11 protein-coding genes and 1 pseudogene are annotated in these 19,872 nt (G+C 71.1%); 6 read left to right on the top strand and 6 right to left on the bottom strand.

Going from position 1 to position 19,872, the window contains the following annotated elements:
• Positions 1–32: 32 nt before the first annotated feature.
• The 3 genes from IPK24_11405 to IPK24_11395 all read right to left on the bottom strand — a co-directional run bounded on the left by IPK24_11405 (position 33) and on the right by IPK24_11395 (position 2,568).
• Complete coding sequence (locus IPK24_11405; GenBank protein MBK8076145.1) at positions 33–809, bottom strand: electron transfer flavoprotein subunit beta/FixA family protein; 777 nt, start codon at positions 807–809, stop codon at positions 33–35.
• 318 nt (positions 810–1,127) lie between these two features.
• Positions 1,128–1,907, bottom strand: a complete 780-nt coding sequence (locus IPK24_11400) for an enoyl-CoA hydratase/isomerase family protein (protein MBK8076144.1) — start codon at positions 1,905–1,907, stop codon at positions 1,128–1,130.
• A gap of 133 nt (positions 1,908–2,040) precedes the next feature.
• Positions 2,041–2,568 (bottom strand): hypothetical protein, encoded by a 528-nt coding sequence (locus IPK24_11395; GenBank protein MBK8076143.1) that lies wholly within the window; start codon positions 2,566–2,568, stop codon positions 2,041–2,043.
• Positions 2,569–2,655: 87 nt separating this feature from the next.
• Here IPK24_11395 and glgX point away from each other — a divergent pair.
• Positions 2,656–4,840 (top strand): annotated as a pseudogene (gene glgX, locus IPK24_11390) (glycogen debranching protein GlgX).
• A 425-nt stretch (positions 4,841–5,265) separates the two neighbouring features.
• Here the strand turns inward: glgX and glgP are convergent.
• Positions 5,266–7,845 carry an alpha-glucan family phosphorylase gene (gene glgP, locus IPK24_11385; protein ID MBK8076142.1) on the bottom strand — a complete coding sequence of 860 codons (2,580 nt, stop codon included), beginning with the start codon at positions 7,843–7,845 and terminating at the stop codon, positions 5,266–5,268.
• 270 nt (positions 7,846–8,115) lie between these two features.
• Between glgP and IPK24_11380 the strand changes: the two genes are divergently transcribed.
• From IPK24_11380 to IPK24_11360, 5 genes are all read left to right on the top strand, one after another.
• Positions 8,116–10,302 (top strand): alpha-1,4-glucan--maltose-1-phosphate maltosyltransferase, encoded by a 2,187-nt coding sequence (locus tag IPK24_11380; protein MBK8076141.1) that lies wholly within the window; start codon positions 8,116–8,118, stop codon positions 10,300–10,302.
• A 28-nt stretch (positions 10,303–10,330) separates the two neighbouring features.
• Positions 10,331–12,091, top strand: coding sequence for a maltose alpha-D-glucosyltransferase (treS, locus tag IPK24_11375; protein ID MBK8076140.1), 1,761 nt, complete (start codon positions 10,331–10,333; stop codon positions 12,089–12,091).
• A gap of 1 nt (position 12,092) precedes the next feature.
• A complete protein-coding gene (locus tag IPK24_11370; GenBank protein ID MBK8076139.1) occupies positions 12,093–13,514 on the top strand; it encodes a phosphotransferase in 1,422 nt (473 codons plus the stop codon).
• Between the two features lie 222 nt (positions 13,515–13,736).
• The gene (locus IPK24_11365; protein ID MBK8076138.1) at positions 13,737–15,137 is read left to right on the top strand and encodes a glycosyltransferase; all 1,401 of its coding nucleotides are present in this window, start codon (positions 13,737–13,739) and stop codon (positions 15,135–15,137) included.
• Between the two features lie 209 nt (positions 15,138–15,346).
• On the top strand, positions 15,347–17,785 hold the full coding sequence (locus IPK24_11360; GenBank protein MBK8076137.1) for a glycosyltransferase: 2,439 nt from the start codon (positions 15,347–15,349) through the stop codon (positions 17,783–17,785).
• Positions 17,786–17,826: 41 nt separating this feature from the next.
• Here the strand turns inward: IPK24_11360 and IPK24_11355 are convergent, their stop codons facing one another.
• Positions 17,827–18,537 carry a hypothetical protein gene (locus IPK24_11355; GenBank protein MBK8076136.1) on the bottom strand — a complete coding sequence of 237 codons (711 nt, stop codon included), beginning with the start codon at positions 18,535–18,537 and terminating at the stop codon, positions 17,827–17,829.
• Positions 18,538–18,778: 241 nt separating this feature from the next.
• The gene (locus IPK24_11350; GenBank protein ID MBK8076135.1) at positions 18,779–19,567 is read right to left on the bottom strand and encodes a matrixin family metalloprotease; all 789 of its coding nucleotides are present in this window, start codon (positions 19,565–19,567) and stop codon (positions 18,779–18,781) included.
• Positions 19,568–19,872 lie beyond the last annotated feature (305 nt).

The following is a 19,872-nucleotide window of genomic DNA, read 5'->3' as shown; positions in this document are numbered from 1 at the left end:
GGTGCCTCCTGCGGTGAACTCTGGTCGGTCGGTCAGACGAGCTTGGCGCCGGCGAGGTACTCGACCAGGCGGGTGCCGCCGTCCCCGTCGTCGGTGATCCGCTGACCGGCGGCGCGCGGCGGCCGGGCGGCGACCGCGTCGACCACGGTCCAGGCGGCGCTCAGGCCCACGTCGGCCGGGCTCAGCCCGAGGTCGGCCAGCGACACGGTGGTCACCGGCTTCTTCTTGGCGGCCATGATCCCCTTGAACGAGGGGTAACGCGGTTCGTTGATCTGGTCGGTGACGCTGATCAGCGCGGGCATCGAGGCCTCGATCACCTCGGTGGCGACGTCACCGTCGCGCTCGATGCGCACCGTGCGTCCGTCGACCTCGACCTTGCCGGCCAGGGTCACCTGCGGCAGTCCGAGGCGCTGCGCCAGCATGGCCGGCACCACGCCCATCAGGCCGTCGGTCGAGGACATGCCGGTGAGCACCAGGTCGTATTCCAGGGTGGAGATCGCGGCGGCGAGCACCTTGGACGTGGCCAGGGCGTCCGAACCGGCCAGGGCGTCGTCCAGGATGTGCACCCCGGCGTCGGCACCCATCTGCAGGGCCTTGCGGATGGCGTCCGCAGCCCCCTCGGGACCCATGCACACCACGGTGACCGTCGAGGCCGTGGCGCCCTCGATGGTCAGGGCCTCTTCGACTGCGTACTCGTCCAGCTCGGAGAGCAGCCCGTCGACTCCCTCGCGATCCACCGTGTGGTCAGCGGCGAAATGGCGGTCGCCGGTGGCGTCCGGGACGTGCTTCACGCACACGACGATCTTCATGCTGGGCGACCTCTCTGCAGTCGATGCGGGTTGCTGGCGCCAGGGTGTCACACCCCGGCGCAGTGTGCCCGAGCGTCATAGCGGCCTTGCTCACATCCAGGGCGGCTCATGTTACCCACGAGTAGCTTGACTCCGCACGACGGCGCCCCTGTGACCCACCCCACCCAACCCGCTCATGCTCCGCCGGTGACCGCTCATGCTCCGCCACGGACGGTCATTCCACCCATATCGGACGACGAAACCGTCACCAGCGGAGCATGGCCGGGTTGGCCCCCCGGGGCGTGACCGGGTTGGTCACCGGGCTGGGCACCAGATGGGTCAGCGGCCCTCGAAGGCGGCCTTGCCCGGCCCGGACTCGACGAAGGAGTTCATGCCGATGGAGCGGTCGGCGGTGGCGAACAGGCCGCTGAAGGCCATCCGCTCGATCTCGAGCCCGGTGGCCAGGTCGACCTCGCCGCCCCGGTCGATCGACTCCTTGGCCGCCCGTAGGGCATAGGACGCCGCGCCGACGTAGCGCTTCATCATGGCCACGGCCGCGGTGTAGACCTCCGCATCCGGGACGACGGCGTCGACCAGGCCGATCGAGAGCGCCTCGGCGGCATCGACGAACCGGCCGGAGAAGATCAGGTCCTTGGCCTTGGCCGGCCCGATCAGCCGGGGCAGCCGCTGCGTGCCACCGGCGCCGGGGATGATGCCGAGCAGGATCTCGGGCTGGCCGAGCTTGGCGCTCTCACCGGCGATGCGGAAGTCGGTGCACAGCGACAGCTCGCAGCCGCCACCCAGGGCGTACCCGGTGATCGCCGAGACGGTCGGCTTCGGGATCGCCGCCACCGCCGAGAACGAGGACTGCAGCGCGCCGGAGCGGTCGACCATCTCGGTATAGCTCATGGCCGCCATCTCCTTGACGTCGGCCCCGGCGGCGAACACCTTCTCGCCGCCGTAGACGATCACTGCCGAGACGTCGCTGCGCTCGGCCGCCTCGATCGCCGCGGAGCGGATCTCCTCCTGCATCGCGGCATCCAGGGCGTTCATCTTCGGCCGGTCCAAGCGGATGGTGCCGATCCCGCCGTCCACCTCGAGCCGCACGAACTGACCCATCACGACCTCCACGCTCGCACCCGGTTCCGAGCCCGAGAGCCCGGACGACGAGCGCGAGCCTAGGCGGTCGGCGTCCGTGTCGTCAGCCACCATCGCGAGGCGCAGGTCACCCCGCGAGGCCGCCGGCGCCGACTCAGATGCCGGCTTCCTGCTCCTCGAGCAGTTGCACCAGCGTGCCGTGCCAACTGGTCACGCCGTCACGCACCGCTTCGAGGGTCGCGGTCAGCAGCGTGCGCAGGTCCATCGCGGGGTGCACCGTCAGGTCGACGGCGACCACGAGCCGGTCGGTCATCAGGGTGACCTTGATCAGATTGAGCACCGCGGTCATCGCGTTGGCGGCCCGCAACCGCATCAGCTCATCGCCGGGCACCGCGTCGTCGAGCATCCACTGCGACCAGACCCGCATCATCGGCGGCGCGGTCTCGAAACAGCGCAGGAACATCGGCTGCCCCGAGACCCGGACGACCACATCGCCGTCCTCGTCGATCTCGGGCCGAAAGCCCTCGCTGCTCAACGCCTCGACCACCAGATCACGCAACGCGACGGTGGCAGCCACCGGCTGCGGGGTCGGTTCTGGCTGGCTCATTGGCTGGCTCAGGGGCTGGCTCATCGGCTGGCCGGCGGTGGGTACGAAGGCCGGTAGGGCGGTCGGGTCCGTCACGCAGGTGAGCGTAACCGTCCGCCCGCTCGACAGGCCGCGCCCGTTGGCCTCTGTGCCACTGTCGGTGGCGTCAGGCAGACTGCGGCCGTGTCCACCCACAGATCGCGTCCGCATCCCCTCGGCGTCCACCCCCGGGCGGGCGGGGTCGATGTCGCGATCTTCGCCGCCCACGCCGAGCAGGTCGACCTGTGCCTGTTCGACCCGGTCGGCAGTGACTGGTCCGAGCGGCGGATCACGCTGCCCGATCAGACGTACGGGGTCTGGCACGCCCACGTGCCGGACGTTCCGGTGGGGCAGCGATACGGCCTGCGGGTGCACGGCCCGTGGGACCCGAGCCGAACCCAGTGGCACAACCCGGCCAAGTTGTTGCTCGACCCCTATGCCCGGGCGATCGCGCTGCCCACGTCGGGGGCCTACCCGGGCGAACGGCTGACCATGGTGCCCGAGCTGTTCGGCTACGCCGTGGACGGCGGGCTGCGCGGCGACGTCTCCGTGCCGGACGAGCGCGACTCGGCGCTGGTCGCCCCTCACGGCGTGGTCGAGGCCTCCACCTTCGACTGGGAGGGCGACGCCCCGCCGTTCGTGCCGTGGACCGACACCGTGGTCTACGAGGTGCACGTCAAGGGCTTCACCCGGCTGATGCCCGGCGTGCCGGAACACCTGCGGGGCACCTACGCCGGCCTGGGTCATCCGGCGGCGATCGCCCATCTGAACCGGCTCGGCGTCACCACCGTCGAACTGTTGCCGATCCACGCGATGGGCGATGAAGATCACCTGGCCCGGGGCAGCCGGGTCAACTACTGGGGCTACAGCACCTTGGGCTTCTTCGCCCCCCACCCCGGGTACGCCGCCAGCCACGACCCGATCGGGGTGGTGACCGAGTTCAAGGCCATGGTCAAGGCGTTGCACGCCGCAGGCATCGAGGTCGTGCTCGACGTGGTCTACAACCACACGTGCGAGGCGGGCATCGATGGGCCGACCCTGTCGTGGCGGGGTCTGGACGCCGCGAGCTACTACCGCACCGATGCGCACGGCTCCTACGTCGACACCACCGGGTGTGGCAACAGCCTCGACTTCACCGAGGCCCGCGTCGTCCAGCTCACCCTGGACTCGTTGCGCTACTGGGTCGGCGAGATGCACGTCGACGGGTTCCGCTTCGACCTGGCAACCACCTTGGCGCGCGGGCGCGACGGCTACGACGCCGACCATCCGTTCCTGGTGGCGGCGCGCACCGACCCGGTGCTGGCCGGGGTGAAGCTGATCGCCGAGCCCTGGGACGTCGCACCGCACGGCTGGCGCACCGGCCAGTTCCCGATGCCCTTCGGGGAGTGGAACGACCACTTCCGCGACGACGTCCGGGAGTTCTGGCTGCCCGGCGGGGCGCGCGCGGCGGCCGGTGAGCCGTCCGGTGGGATCCGCGATCTGGCCACCCGGCTGGCGGGTTCGGCCGACACCTTCACCCCCGCCCGCGGTCCCTTGGCGTCGGTGAACTTCGTGACCGCGCACGACGGGTTCACCGTGGCCGACCTGACCGCCTACAACCACAAGCACAACGAGGCCAACGGCGAGAACAACCGCGACGGCACCAACGACAACCTCGTGGAACCACGGCGTGGAGGGACCGACCGACGATCCGGCGATCCTGGCGGCGCGACGGCTGGCGATGCGCAACCTGCTGGGTTCGCTGTTGTTGGCGACCGGGGTGCCGATGCTGGTGGCCGGTGACGAGGTCGGTCGCAGCCAGGGCGGCAACAACAATCCCTATTGCCTGGACGACGAGACGTCGTGGTTCAACTGGGATCTCGATCCCTGGCAGAACGACCTCCTGGCCACCACGCGCTACCTGTTGCGGCTACGACGCGAACACCCGGTGCTGCGTCAGGACCGGTTCTTCGCCGGCCGCCCGGTGCACGCCGACGGCACCAAGGACCTGGCCTGGTTCGGCCCCGACGGCACCGAGATGGACCACGACCGGTGGCACGACAGCGGTTTGCGGGTGCTGCAGATGTACCTGCACGCCGTCGTCCGAGGGCGCCACGATCACCACGTCGACGGATCGTTGCTGATCGTGGTGCAGGGCTACCCCCGCGAGGTCGAGGTCCGCCTGCCCGGCCGGCCCTGGGCACAGACCTATGAGCTGGCCTGGGACAGCGCCTTCGAAGCCCCACCCGGCCAACCCCACGGCCCCCGCCTGGACAGCGTCCCGCCCCACACCACCCTCACCGTCCCCGGCCCCTCCATGCGCGTCTACCGCGTCCCCCCACGCACCTGACCCCTCCCTCCCCCCCCCCCCGCCCCCTCCCCACGAGCGCAATGTCACGTTGCACTCGTCCAGCGAGCGTGACGTGACATTGCGCTCGTCGGGGATGAGCGCGATGACGTCGACACCGAGCCCGGACGTGACGGATTGTGGATGGCCGCATCGCCCGCTGAGGCGTCGCGCTCAGGTGATGGCGACGGCTCCACCGCGGTCGAACGCGTCCGGGGGATCAGGCGATGCAGGGTCGGATCTACTCAGGAACGGGCCGCTCTCGAGCCGGCCGCTCCGGAACCGGCCCCGCCTCGAGGGGGTGGCCGACAAGCCAGGAGCCGTCCGACCCATCCGTGCCCGATGGCTGCCCGGGTGACGGGACTGTCCGACAGCGTGCACGGATTACATGATCACCGGGGGGTGGCGCCACGCCGGGACGCTTGCGCTCAGGCGTTGGTGACCAGACCCAACTCGGCCGGCGAGGCCAGGCCCGAGCCGGCCGGGAGCACCCGCACCGTGTACCCGAACGGACCGGTCCGCCGCAGCCGCACCGAACCCTCGAAGCAGTGCCGGCCGGTCTCGTAGACCTCCACGTGCCGCAACGACTCGGTCTGGACGTCGATCAGCGAGTCCTCGGGAGTGACCTTGCCGTACACCAGCTCGACGGCGACATCGCCCGGGGTGAGCTCCCCCAGGGTGATGAACGCCCGCACCGAGACCTCGTCACCGACCTGTGGCGAGTCGCTGACCCCCACGGATTCGACATGCTCGACCCGGACGCCGCTCCACGCGGCGCGCAGACGAGCCTTGGCCTGCGCCTGCACCGCCGCCACCTGGGGCGTCGTCGCCGCGGCCGCCTTGGCCGCCGGGACGTAGAGCTGGTTGACGTAGTCGGCCACCATCCGCGAGGCGACCACCTTCGGCCCGAGCGAGCTCAGGGTGTGGCGCACCATCTCGAGCCAGCGCAGCGGCAGTCCCCGTTCGTCACGGTCGTAGAACCGCTGCGCGACCGAGTTCTCGATCAGGTCGTACAGGGCTGCCGCCTCGAGGTCATCGCGGTGCTCGGGGTCCTCGATGCCGTCGGCGGTCGGGATCGCCCAGCCGTTCTCGCCGTCGAACCACTCGTCCCACCAGCCGTCCAGGATCGACAGGTTCAAGCCGCCGTTGAGCGCCGACTTCATGCCCGACGTGCCACACGCCTCGAACGGACGCAACGGGTTGTTCAACCACACGTCGCAGCCCGGGTACAGGGTGGACGCCATGGCGATGTCGTAGTTCGGCAGGAACACGATCCGGTGGCGCACCGCCGGGTCGTCGGCGAACTTGACCACCTGCTGGATCAGCCGCTTGCCCTGGTCGTCGGCCGGGTGGGACTTGCCGGCGATGACCAGCTGCATCGGACGGGTCGGGTGCAGCAACAACCGGGTCAACCGATCCGGGTCGCGCAGCATCAGGGTGAGCCGCTTGTAGGTCGGCACCCGCCGGGCGAAGCCGAGGGTCAGCACGTCCGGGTCGAGGACGCCGTCCACCCAGCCCAGCTCCGCCGGACTCGCGCCCCGCTTGAGCCAGGAGGCACGCACCCGTCGGCGGGCGTCGTCCACCAGACCGGCGCGCATCGCGCGGCGCGCCGACCAGAGCTCCTCGTCGGGAATCTGATCGACGCCCTCGAAGCCCTGGACGTCGTCCGTCAGCGAGGCCCCGATGTACTTCTCGGCCAACTCGATGACGCGTCGGTCGACCCAGGTCGGGGCGTGCACGCCGTTGGTGATCGAGGTGATCGGCACCTCCGCGGGGTCGAAGCCCGGCCACAACCCGTCGAACATCTCTCGGCTGACCACGCCGTGCAGCTGGGAGACGCCGTTGGCCCGCTGAGCCAGGCGCAACCCCATGACCGCCATGTTGAAGATCGCCGGGTCACCGCCGGCGTAGTCCTCGGCGCCCAAGGCCATGATCCGCTCGACCGGCACCCCCGGCACGGCGTTGTCGCCGCCGAAGAAGATGCCGATCTGCTCGCGGCTGAACCGGTCGATGCCGGCGGGCACCGGCGTGTGCGTGGTGAACACCGTGCCCGCGCGCACCTGCTCGAGCGCCGCGTCGAAGCTGAGCCCTTCGCCGACCAGTTCGCGGATCCGCTCCAGGCCGAGGAATCCGGCGTGGCCCTCGTTGGTGTGGTAGACCTCCGGCGCCGGTGAACCGGTCACCCGCGAGAAGATCCGCAGTGCCCGGACGCCGCCGATGCCGAGCAGCATCTCCTGCTGCAGCCGGTGCTCACCGCCCCCGCCGTACAACCGGTCGGTGATCACCCGGGCGGCGTCGTCGTTGGCCTCGACGTTCGAGTCGAGCAGCAGCAGCGGCACCCGGCCGACCTGCGCCTTCCAGATGTGCGCCGACAGCACCCGCCCACCGGGTAGGCCGATCTCGACCAGACACGGCGTGCCGTCGGACTCGCGCAGCAGGGCGATCGGCAGCTCGTTGGGGTCGAGCACCGGGTAGGACTCCTGCTGCCAACCCTCCCGCGAGAGCGACTGTTTGAAGTACCCGTGCTGGTAGAGCAGGCCGACCCCCACGATCGGCGCGGCCAGGTCGCTGGCCGACTTCAGGTGGTCACCGGCGAGGATTCCGAGCCCACCGGAGTACTGCGGCAGCACGGCCGCGATGCCGAACTCGGGTGAGAAGTAGGCGATCGCCCGCGGCACGCTGCCCGTGCCCTCGTCCCGGACGGCGGCCTCGAGCCCTTGGTACCAGCGGGGTTCGGTGAGGTAGGCCTCGAGATCGGCGGACGCCGCGCGCACCCGTTCGACGAACACCGGATCGCCGGCGAGGACGTCGAGTTCCTCGGGCGAGAGCGCCCCGAGCATGGCCACCGGGTCGTGACGCGTCGACTCCCACCGGGCGGGGTCGAGCGAGGCGAACAGGTCCTGTGTCGGCGGGTGCCACGACCAACGCAGGTTGCTCGCGAGGTCGCCCAGAGCGGCGATCGGCTCCGGCAGAACGGTGCGGACGGTGAAGCGGCGGATGGCTCTCACGACTGGTGAGAGTACGACAAGTGACCGTTCGACACACCCCTGTAGCGGTAAGCGTTTGCAGCTCTGACGAAGGGTGCGCACGGGTGGCGAACGACCCCAGTGAAAAGGGTTACAGAATGCTCAATTCCCGGTAGGTTTCGGCCGATCGAGTGACTGCACGCACCACCGGGCGCACCAGACGGCCAACCGGGGAAAGACCCTCCCCTAATGGACGTCGCTCTGGTCTGTTTGGGGTGATGCGTCCCCATCGGTTCGTGGTGAGGTGGAGTCATGACACAGTCCGAGCGGAACAGTGCCCGCGACACAGCGGTTGCAGACAGTGAGGTACCCCCCATCGGCCCAACGGCCGAGGCCTCGGACGGTCACACCTCGGGCCTGCCGGCCCCCCGGCCCACACCTCCGGCAGATCCCCGGCTCGGCCCGGACGCCCCGCGCGTCGGACGCATCCCGGTGCTCAGCGTCGGCCCGGTGGTCGACGGCGGACGCTGGCCCGCCAAGGCCGTGGTCGGCGAGCAGGTGCCGTTCACCGCGACGGTGTTCCGCGAGGGCCACGACGCGGTGGCCGCGACCGCCGTCCTGATCGACCCGGACGGCGCCGAGTACGCCCGCGCCCGACTGCACTCCCTCGGCCCCGGCCTCGACCGGTTCGGCACCGACCTGAGCCCCGACCGCGAGGGCGCCTGGAGCTTCCGGATCGAGGGCTGGAGCGATGTCTACGGCACCTGGGAGCACGACGCCACGATCAAGATCGAGGCCGGCGTCGATGTCGACCTCATGCTCGAAGAGGGTGCCCGGGTGCTCGAGCGAGCCCAGGGTCACGCCGCGGTGACCGGCGCCCACCCTCAGGACCTGCAGGTGCTCACCGACGCCGTCCACGCCCTGCGCGACGGTTCGCGCCCGGCCCAGGCGCGCCTGGCGGCCGGCACCGCCCCGGCCGTGCACGACGTCCTGGCTCGCTACCCGCTGCGCGACATGGTCAGCCCGTCGGCCACCTACCCGCTCACGGTGCAGCGACAGCGCGCCCTGTTCAGCGCCTGGTACGAGCTGTTCCCCCGCTCCGAGGGCGCTCACCAGGTCACCCAGGACGACGGGTCGCAACGGTGGGTGTCCGGCACCTTCCGCCAGGCCGCCGAGCGGTTGCCCGCCGTCGCCGAGATGGGCTTCGACATCGTCTATCTGCCCCCGATCCACCCGGTGGGCCGGGTCAACCGCAAGGGGCCGAACAACACCCTCACCCCCGGCCCGGACGACCCCGGCTCGCCGTGGGCGATCGGCGCCGAGGAGGGCGGGCACGACACCGTGCACCCCGACCTGGGCACCATCGACGACTTCGACCACTTCGTGGCCCGCGCCCGCGAACTGGGTCTCGAGGTCGCCATCGACCTGGCGCTGCAGTGCGCCCCCGACCACCCCTGGGCACGCGAGCACCCGCAGTGGTTCACCACCCGCGCCGACGGCACCATCGCCTACGCCGAGAACCCGCCCAAGAAGTACCAGGACATCTACCCGATGAACTTCGACAACGACCCGGCCGGGTTGTACGCCGAGGTGCTGCGGGTGTGCGAGCACTGGATCGCCCACGGCGTGACGGTGTTCCGGGTCGACAACCCGCACACCAAGCCGGTCGAGTTCTGGGAGTGGCTGATCGGGCGGGTCAACGCCGCCCACCCGGAGGTGCTGTTCCTGGCCGAGGCGTTCACCCGCCCGGCGATGATGCACACCCTGGGCAAGGTCGGCTTCCACCAGTCGTACACCTACTTCACCTGGCGCACCGGCAAGGGCGAGATCACCGACTACCTCACCGAGCTGTCGGGTGAGGCCGCCAACTACATGCGGCCCAACTTCTGGCCCAACACCCCCGACATCCTGCACGAGTTCCTGCAGTACGGCGGGCCCGCGGCGTTCAAGCTGCGCGCCGTCCTGGCCGCCACGGCCTCACCGTGCTGGGGGATGTACTCCGGCTACGAGCTGTGCGAGCACGTCGCCGTCCGGCACGGCAGCGAGGAGTACCTGGACAGCGAGAAGTACCAGTACCGCCCTCGCGACTGGGCCTCCTTCGGTCCCGGCGGCATCCACGAGCAGCGCTCGATCGCGCCGTACATCGCCCGGCTGAACCACATCCGCAAGGCCCACCCGGCGCTGCACTCGTTGCGCAACATCGCCTTCCACCGGGTCGAGGACGACTCGATCATCTGCTACTCGCGCCGTCTGGACGCCGCGCAGTCGCCCACCGGCACCGAGGACACCCTGCTCGTGCTGATCAACCTCGACCCGCACGGCACCCGCGAGACGATGGTCCACCTCGACATGCCGGCGCTGGGAATGTCCTGGCACGACGAGTTCACGGTGCAGGATCTGCTGACCGATGACACATTCCGGTGGAGCGAGCACAACTATGTGAGGCTCGACCCCCACCACCAGCCCGCTCACATCCTGTACGTGCGGAGGGTGCCATGACGACCGGTTCCACCACCGGGAGGATGTCGTGAAGGGTCTCGACCTGGGTGGCCCAGGCCTGCGCAACGACCCGAACTGGTACCGCAAGGCGGTGTTCTACGAAGTCCTGGTGCGGGCCTTCGCCGACTCCAAGGGCTCGGGTTCGGGCGACTTCAACGGGCTGATGTCCAAGCTCGACTACATCCAGTGGCTCGGCGTGGACGTGATCTGGCTGCCACCGTTCTATGCCTCGCCGCTGCGCGACGGCGGCTACGACATCAGCGACTACAACGCCGTGCTGCCCGAGTACGGCACGCTGCCGGACTTCGCCGAGTTCGTCACCCAGGCCCACGCCCGGGGCCTGCGGGTGATCACCGACCTGGCGTTCAACCACACCAGCGACGCCCACCCCTGGTTCCAGGCCAGCCGCTCCGACCCCGACGGCCCCTACGGGGACTTCTACGTCTGGAGCGACGACGACACGAAGTACGCCGACGCGCGGATCATCTTCGTCGACACCGAGACCAGCAACTGGACCTTCGACCCGGTGCGCCGCCAGTACTTCTGGCACCGGTTCTTCAGTCACCAGCCCGACCTGAACTTCGAGAACCCCAAGGTTCAGGAGGCGATGATCGACGTCATCCGCTTCTGGCTCGACATGGGCATCGACGGCATCCGGCTGGACGCCATCCCGTACCTGTTCGAGGCCGAGGGCACCAACTGCGAGAACCTGCCGGCCACCCATGACTTCATCCGGCGGGTGCGACGCATCGTCGACGAGGCCTACCCGGGGCGCATCCTGTTGGCCGAGGCCAACCAGTGGCCCAAGGAGGTCGTGCAGTACTTCGGCAGCGAGTCCGAACCCGAGTGCCACATGGCGTTCCACTTCCCCGTGATGCCGCGGATCTACTACGCGCTGCGCGAGGAACGCGCCGCGCCCATCGCCGACATCATGCGCGAGACCCCCGACATTCCCGGCGGCGCGCAGTGGGGCACCTTCCTGCGCAACCACGACGAGCTGACCCTCGAGATGGTCACCACCGAGGAACGCGCCGCGATGTACGGCTGGTACGCACCCGACTCGCGGATGCGCGCCAACATCGGCATCCGGCGCCGGCTGGCGACCCTGCTGGACAACAACCGCGCCGAGATCGAGCTGATCAACGCCCTGCTGTTGTCACTGCCGGGCAGCCCGTACCTCTACTACGGCGACGAGATCGGCATGGGCGACAACATCTGGCTCACCGACCGGGACGCCGTGCGCACCCCGATGCAATGGACGCCGGACCGCAACGCGGGGTTCTCGACCGCCGACCCCGGCAAGCTCTACCTACCCGTGGTGCAGTCGCTGACCAACCACTACGCCGCCGTCAACGTCGAGGCGCAGATGGCCTCCTCGTCGTCCCTGTTGCACTGGACCCGCGCCATGCTCAACGTGCGTCGCCGTCACCCGGTGTTCGGGCTGGGCCGCTTCATCGCGCTGGACTGCGACAACCCGCACATCCTGGCGTTCCTGCGGGTCCTGACCCCGCAGGAGGCCCCGGGTGAAGAGGGCGAGACCGTGCTGTGCATCAACAACCTGTCGTCGGTGCCGCAGGCCGGCACCGTGGTGTTGCCCCAGCACGGCGGTCAGCAGCTGGCCGACCTGTTCGGCGGAGCCGGCTTTCCCCGGGTACCCGACAGCGGCGACCTCGAGGTCACCATCGGCTCGCGGGACTTCTTCTGGCTGCGGTTGTCCGCCCCGGTCACGGCAGAGCCGGAGGAGGCGGAGCGTCCCAAGCTGGGTCTGACCCTGCGGCGACGAGGCTGAGATGACCGAGACGGCTGCCCGCGACGACGCGGGGTCGGCCTCCACCGCGTGGGCCGAGGTGCTCGGCGCCTGGATGCCTCACCAACGCTGGTTCGCCGGCAAGGGCGCCAGCTCGGACGGCGTCCACCCGCTCGCGGCCATCGATCTGCCGGTGCCCCCGGCCGCCGGCGGCGAGGGTCCGGACGACGTGCAGATCCGGCTGCACCTGATCCGGTTGGCCGGAGCGCTCTACCAGGTGCCGCTGACCTATCGCCGACAACCGGCGCCCGAGCTGGCCCACGCCCTGGTCGGCACCCTCGACGGGTGGTGGGTTCACGATGGCCCCCACGACCCGCTCTTCGTCCGGGCGCTGGCCCGTGCCATCGCCCACGATGAGCACCTCGGCGACTCGCCGGCCCTGCTGGTGCGCGGCGTCCGGCAGGACGGCGGGTACCCGATCAGCGAGACCGCCCCCGCCGCGGTGCTGCGCGGTGAGCAGTCGAACACCTCGATCATCCTGGGAGCCGGCACCCCGTATGCGGTGATCATCAAGTTGTTCCGGGTGATCCACCCGGGTGAGAACCCGGACGTCGTCGTGCAGTCCGCGCTCGCCGGGGTGGGCTGCACCCGGGTGCCCCGGCCCGCCGGCCGCCTCGAGGGCGAGTGGCTCGACGGCGGCGCGACCTCGCATCGGGGCCACCTCGCCTTCGCCTCCGAGTTCCTGGACGGCGGCCGCGACGGCTGGCGGCTGGCGCTGGATGCCCTGGCCACCGGCACCCCCTTCGACGAGCCGGCCCGCGAGCTCGGCCGTGCCACCGCCGAGGTCCACCGGCTGATGGCCGCCACCCTGGCGACCCGCGCCGTCACCGGCGACGAGCTCACCCGGCTGGCCGAGGACCTGCATGGTCGGGCGGCCTGGGCCTGCACCCAGGTGCCGGCGATGGCCGCGCTGGCCGAGCCCGCCCGGGCGGCCATCGACCGGATGATCGAGGCCATCTCCCCCGAGCACCTTCAGCTGCAACGCGTGCACGGCGACTATCACCTGGGTCAGGTGCTGTACGCCCCCGGCCGAGGCTGGGTGCTGCTGGACTTCGAGGGCGAGCCGCTGCGGCCGTTGGCCGAGCGCCTCGAGCCCGACCTGGCCCTGCGCGACGTCGCGGGCATGCTGCGCTCGTTCGACTACGCCGCCGGACACGCCCGGCTCACCGCCGATCCCCCGGCCGACGAGGTCACCAACACCCGGCTGCGCGCCTGGGCCGACGCCGCCCGCGCGGCATTCCTGGCGGGCTACGCCGAGGGCCACGGCGGCACCGCCGAGGCGACCGATGCCCTGCGCGGCGTCCTCGAACTGGACAAGGCCCTGTACGAGGTGGTCTACGAGACCCGCAACCGTCCCGACTGGGTACCCATCCCGATGGACGCCGTCCACCACCTGCTCGGCTGACACGCCGAGGTGTCGGCCGACCGACCCCCTCGAGTCCATACGGTCAGGGGATTGATCTGCGGCGGTTCGTGATCGTAGAGTCGCGATGCGTCGGGCGCACACTGAACACCTTGGGGCGCAACGGCTTTCAATGCTCCCTCGAGGTCACGAGCCAGGCTGCGGGCAGCACACGACCCGACAGCCGGGGCTCACCCCAGGCACCCCAGCCGCAGGAGACGTGTCATGCCCCGAGCCTCCGCGCAGCTCCTCCGGACCGGCCTCACCGCGGTGCCGGCCCAGGGCGGCCCGGCCACGTCGACCCGGGGCGCCCACATCCTGATCGTGGCGATCGGACCTCAGCTGGCCACCGGCGGCCTGGCGGCTCAGACCCTGGGTATCGCCGAGCACCTGGCCGGCCGGTCGGCCACGATCACCCTGTTCACCGGTGTCGGCCCCCGCTCGGACCGACGATCCGGACGACGCCCCGGCCGCTCCCCCCGCCTCGAACTGGCCGAGATCGCCGCCGGCTCGTTGACCCGGGTCCACGTCGATCACCTGCTCCCGCGGCGTGCCTCCAGCGGGGTCGCCGGCGCCAGCCCGGTCAGCCGCACCGTCCTCGAGGCCAACCGGCTGATCGCGATCGCGACCGCGCACGCCGACCGTCACCCGGGGCCGCTGCCCGACCTGGTTCTCGCGGTGACCCCGGGCCTGAGCGGCGCGGTGGCCGGCGCCCGGCTGGCTCAGCGGTGCCGGGTGCCGTTGATCGTGGTGGCCCACGATCTGCTCGCGACGGTCAGCAGGTCACTCCCACGAGAGCAGTCCGCCGGCGACACCTCGCTCGTCACCCCGATCGAGGCGCACCTGCTGCTCAACGCCGACGCGGTGGCCCTGACCGACGAGCGCCTGCGTGCCCCGACGCTGGCCTACGGCGTGCCGGACGACCGCATCCGACTGCTGCCCTCCTGGACTCGGGCGCACCAGTCGCTGCTGGGCCGGCGGCAGGCTCGCCGCATGCTGGGGTGGCCCGAGGACGGGCTCATCGTGGTCTGCTGCGACCTCGACGGCGAACAGCACCTCGACACCGTGCTGAGCGCCGCCGGGCACCTGCTGCTCACCCCCACTCCCCACGCCGGCTCCATCAGCTCCACCGGCTCCTGCTCGCCGACGCCACGCCCCGACATCCACGTGATGGTCATCGGTCACCATCCGGCCGGTCGTCGTCCGCTGTGGGGCCGGCGCACCGGTGCCGTCCGGTTCGTCGGGCCGCTCGACCCCCTGAGCGCCGCCGACGCATTGGCGGCGGCCGATCTGCTGGTGATCAGCGAGCCACCAGGGGCCTCCCTCGCCGGGTGGGCGAAGCTGCTCGACAGCCATCTCTCGGCCGGACGCGCGGTGATCGCTGCGGCCGACCGCAGCGGCGAGCTGGCCCGACGGATCGCCCGCAGCTCCGGCGCGGGTGTGGTGGTGGCCCCCGGGGACGCCGAGCACCTGGCCGCGACGATCGACCGCCTCGGCGCCCACGCGGACCTGCGCGCGGTGATGGGACGGCGCGCGGTGCAGTTCACCCGCAACACGTTGGGCCACGCTGCTGCGATGGCCGTCGTCGACGATCTGGTGAACGCGGCTCTTGCCCGCAACCGGTAACTTTCCGCGTTCGTATTGATTCGTAGCGTGATCGTCAGTAGGGTCACCAGCGTTCCAAAGTGTCACGCATTGCTTTTATTCGATGAACGCTCCGCTACCGTCTGGCCGGACGGTTGGGTGGCGGTGGGGGGTCTGGCCGGCACGGCCGTCGTGGCAGACGCTCCCCACCGCCCCTCCGGCGGAGTGTTCCCGTCAGCAGGAGATGTCGGGTGCGCATACTCCACGTGGTCTCGCTCGTCGATGACCAGATGGGTAGCGGCGGTCCGCTCACGATCGCCCTCAACCAGTGCGCCGAGTTGCGCCGCCGGGGCCACGACGCGCGCCTGGTGGCCGGCTGGCGCGGGCGCGGCGAGCCGCCGGAGTCGTTGGACGGCGTGCCCGCCCACCTGTTCCGGGTCGGCGGCCGACCCGGAACGCCGCTCGGCCCGCGCCTGTCCGCTCGACTGACCACCTGGTTGCGCCGTGCCCTGCCCACCACGGATCTGGTCCACCTGCATCTCACCCGGGACGCCGTCCCGATCCTGACCGCCTCGCAGATCGAGCGCGCCGGGGTGCCCTATGTGATCCAGACCCACGGCCGGTTCAGCCCGGCCGAGAGCGGCTGGCAGCGCTTTGCCGACCATGCCCTGATCGTGCCCGCGCTGCGCGGAGCCGCCTACCGGCTGGCGGTCGACCCTGCCGAGCGATCGTCGGTGGCCCAGGTGGTGGGCAGCGATCTCGACATCGCCCTGATCGGGGACGGGGTGTGGCTGCAGGCACCGCGGCGCCCCGAGTCCCGGACCTCGATCGACCTCACTCAACCAACCCCACCGACCCCACCGAACGAGCCGGGCGAGACAGCGACCCACCGCCCGCTCGACGTGGTCGCCGTCGGACGGCTGGCGCCGGGCAAGCAGATGCTGGACGTGGCCCGCGCCGCCGTCGGGGCGCTCGAACTCGGCATCGACGCGACGTTCACCCTGATCGGGCCGGACGAGGGCGAGTTGCCCGCGCTGCAGCAGATCATCGACACCGAGGACCACCTCGACGGACGGCTGCGCTACGAGGGTGCGCTGAGCCACCCCGACCTGCTCGATCGGCTGGCCCGGGCGGACGTGTTCGTCCTGCCGGCCACGGACGGCACCCGTTCGGTCGCCCTGCTCGAAGCCCTCAGTGCCGGGCTGGCGTGCATCTGCACCGACGAGACCCGCCACGCCCTGACCCTGCGAGCTCACCAGGCCGCCCTGGTCACCCGGGCCGGCGAGTTCGCCCTGGCCCAGGCGATCGTGCGGCTCGCGGACGACGCCGCGTTGCGTGGCGAGCTGGGCCGCCGAGGCCGGGCCACCGTGGGCAACCTGTTCGACATCGCCGATGTCGTCGACGATCTCGAGGACTGTTACCGCGAGGTGCTGCGCGGCCACCTGCCGATCGAGGACGGCGAGCCCCTCCCGATCCAGCCCGACGCCGACGGAGCAGCCGACTCGGCCGGGCCCGATGACGAGTCGGCCCCGGGCGGGGTGATCGACCTGGCCGCGCAACGCCGTCCGGCTCATCGTGGCGAGCCCGCGCCGACCACGCCGCTGGCCGATTCGTTGCTGTGGATCACCACCACGGCCACGCCACACCGGTTGGCGATGTGGCGCGAGATGGCCGCCGCCAGCGACCTGACCGTGGCCGTCCTGGCCGGCAATCTGGCCAACCGCCGACTCGTGCTGGACGGCGCCGCCGAGCCGTTCCACGTCGTCCACCTGCGCTCCCGGGCGAGCCTGACCACCCACGGGGTGCGCATCTACGAACCGACGCGGGCGCTGCGTTCGTTGATCCGGCGCCGTCCCGACGCGGTGGTCCTGGACGGCTGGGAGTCGCCGGCGTTCCACGCGGCAGCCCGCTGGGCGCGCAAGGAGGAGATCCCCGTGGTCGCCTCGTACCGGGTCAGTGGCTCGACGGGCACGGCCGGCAACGCCCAGCGGCGGCTGCTGCGACGGGCCGACGCCGTGTTGGCCGCAGGGAGCGGGTCGCTCGAGGCGGCGATCGAGCTCGGGGTTCCCCGCGAACGGATCGCTCTGGCCCCCGACCCGTTCGCCCGCAGCATCCCGACGGCCGACGGCGATCCGGCCACCGGCCACGGCGTGGTCGACGTGCGCGAGGGCCACCGGTTCGCCTTCGTCGGGCCGTTGATCCCACGGACGAATGCGGCCGGACTGGTACGTGCCTTCCACCTGGGGCGACGGCTCGGTGATGTGCTGACGATCGCCGGGGACGGGCCGATGTGGCAGTCCCTGGTGGTGCTGTGCGACGACCTCGGCCTGGGTGACAGCGTGGTCTTCGTGCCGGGCGAGGACGCCGAGCTGCGCACCCCCGTGCTGGCCGGGGCCCACACCGTGGTGGTCCCCAGCAGCGATGAGATCTGGACGCCGACGGTCAGCGAGGCCCTCGACCACGGCCGGCACCTGGTGGTGAGCACTGCCTGTGCCCTGGCCGGGTCCGTGACCGATCGATCGAGTGTGTTCGTCGCCGACCCCGACCCGGCCTCGCTGGCCCGGGCGATGATGGCCAGCCGGGAGCGCTGGAACCTGGTGCAGGGTGATCGCCGTCCGGTCACGCCGGTCTCGGTCACCATGCCGGAGGCGCCTCGACTCGCCCGCGCAGGTGCGCTGCCGCCGTCCTGATCGGCCGCCGAACGGCGTCGTCAGGGATCGTCAGGGAGTCGTCAGGGGGTCGACGGCTCAGGGGCCGCGGCCGCGGGGCTGGCCTCGGGGGACGGGCTGGGTGCCGGCGAACTGGGCGGGGGCGGCGCAGGGCTCGACGGGCTGGGCGGCGGCGGGCTGGTGGCCGTGGTGGGTGGCGGGCTCGTCGCCGTCCCGGTCGGGGTCGGCGACCGCGTCGCATGGGTGTGCCCCGGCTGGCTCGTCTGAGTGGCCGAGGTCTGCGTCTGGGTCGGCTGCGAGGTCTGGGTGGCCGACGTCTGTGTGGGCTCGGAGGCCTGGGTCGGCTGCGAGGAGTGGCCGGTGTCGGCGCCCTGCGCGGTCTGGCCCGTCGTGGTGGTCCCGGCGGTCGACGCGCCCGCGGCGCTGGTTGCCGGTGACGATGGCCGCGCGGTGCCCGGGCCCCCGTTCTCACTGAGGGACGGACTGGTCGAGGCGGACTGTGGCGCACCCGTGGTGGTGTCGTCGGGGGCGGTGTCGCCGGGCGAGGCGGCGACCGAGGGCGCGATACCCGGGTCGACGTAGCCATCGGACATCGTGTCGGGAGCCACGGCGGCAGCACCGAGTTGCAGGGTCTGCGCGGAGGTGGTCTCACCGCCGTCCAGCCAGGTGTTCACCGCGAGCTGCCAGCCCCCGATGAGTACCGCGGGAACGGTCACGGCTGCCGCAGCGCCGATCATGGTGCGGCGGATCCGGTTCTCCTGACGTTGGCGCATGCGCACGGTGGTGCGCGCTCCAGCTCCCACGTGCAGGCCCATTTCGCCCCCTCGGCAGGTGATGTCGTCGTGGACGCTACGCCACCCCTTCTGCACCATTCAACGCGACACAGCCCACATTGAGTGACTCTGTGTCATGAGTGCAGCTCGAGCAGTTGGCGTCGTCCGTCACGTACGGACATTTATCGAAAGCATGACGAAGAGCCATCGTGAAATCAGGCGAACGGCGGACTCCGCGGAATCAGCGCAGATCGCGGATCACCGAGGAAGGCACCGCCTGGCAGCCGGCCTTGCGACCGACGACCTGCAATCCGGCCTTGTCGCCGGCGGCGAATCCGTTGGGCGCCGTTGCCGTGAGCGTGGGGTAGAGCAGTTGCCGATGGTCCTTGACGTGATCGAGGCCGACGGTGTGGGCCAATTCGTGCAGGACGACGTTGCCCTGCGTGGCACCGCGCCCGAAACCGGGCTTCATCGCGAGCAACCCGGCCGCGTCCAGGACCACCCAGGCGCGGGCGATGGCGGCACCCCCGACCTTGCGTCCGGTGGACGTGGTGGTGGTCCACTGCCAGTAGCGGTAGCCGCCGTACCCCAGGACGCCCTTGCCGATCGCGAAATCGGTCGCGGCCGGGGTGGTCACGGCGATGATGAGCTCAGCGGACTGGCGGGCGATCGATGACGTCCGAGGCACGGCGGTGGTCGTGCCCTCATAGGAGTAGGTCAGGCCACTGGCGGCGGTGAGCCGGGTCACCGCGGCGCGAATCTGCGTGATCATGGCGGCCCGCTGCCGGCTCGGAACGGCGGACACGTTGATCCGGTAGGTGATCATCTGGCACGGGTTCCACCGCAGCACGACCCGGCGGCCGTCGGTCAGCTTGACCGCGGTGGTGGCATATGCCGCAGGGGTGACCGCGGCCGCGGCGGGGGCCAGCAGGCCCGAGGTCACACTCACGGCGATCGTGGCGAGAGCTGCCTGCACGCGACGTCCACGGCGACTGCGCCGCAGCGTCGGCCATCGTCGCCAGAAGGTCACCCGTTCACTCTAGGGCCACAGCACCTCGCTCCTGGATCGGACCTCCGGGGTGTCCGGCGCTGCTCGAGGACCATCCCTCGAGCCGAGTGCGGGATCGGCCGAACGGCCGATGACGCGCACCTGGATGCGCCCGGGGCGTCGCCGGGGTGCCCGACAAAGGGTGCGGGGCACGCCCTGAAGCGTGCCCCGCGTCTGCGCCGGCGATCCGACGTCCGGAGTGCTCCGGAACGCCTCTCCCCCAGTCCCCTACCACCGGCACAGCCCCCCGTTGGGGGAACTGCCAACGTCGGATTGCGTGGGCCGGG

It is taken from the genome of Kineosporiaceae bacterium (genome assembly GCA_016713225.1).
In the GTDB taxonomy this organism is placed as follows: Bacteria; Actinomycetota; Actinomycetes; order Actinomycetales; family Kineosporiaceae; genus JADJPO01.
The sequence above is the reverse complement of the archived record's forward strand: the minus strand, read 5'-3'. Positions and strand labels throughout refer to the sequence as shown.

Coding starts and splice junctions, on each gene's coding strand:
- IPK24_11370 (MBK8076139.1), top strand. CDS start 12,093: ATGACCGAGACGGCTGCCCGCGACGACGCGGGGTCGGCCTCCACCGCG.
- IPK24_11380 (MBK8076141.1), top strand. CDS start 8,116: ATGACACAGTCCGAGCGGAACAGTGCCCGCGACACAGCGGTTGCAGAC.
- IPK24_11365 (MBK8076138.1), top strand. CDS start 13,737: ATGCCCCGAGCCTCCGCGCAGCTCCTCCGGACCGGCCTCACCGCGGTG.
- IPK24_11400 (MBK8076144.1), bottom strand. CDS start 1,907: ATGGGTCAGTTCGTGCGGCTCGAGGTGGACGGCGGGATCGGCACCATC.
- IPK24_11355 (MBK8076136.1), bottom strand. CDS start 18,537: ATGCGCCAACGTCAGGAGAACCGGATCCGCCGCACCATGATCGGCGCT.
- IPK24_11405 (MBK8076145.1), bottom strand. CDS start 809: ATGAAGATCGTCGTGTGCGTGAAGCACGTCCCGGACGCCACCGGCGAC.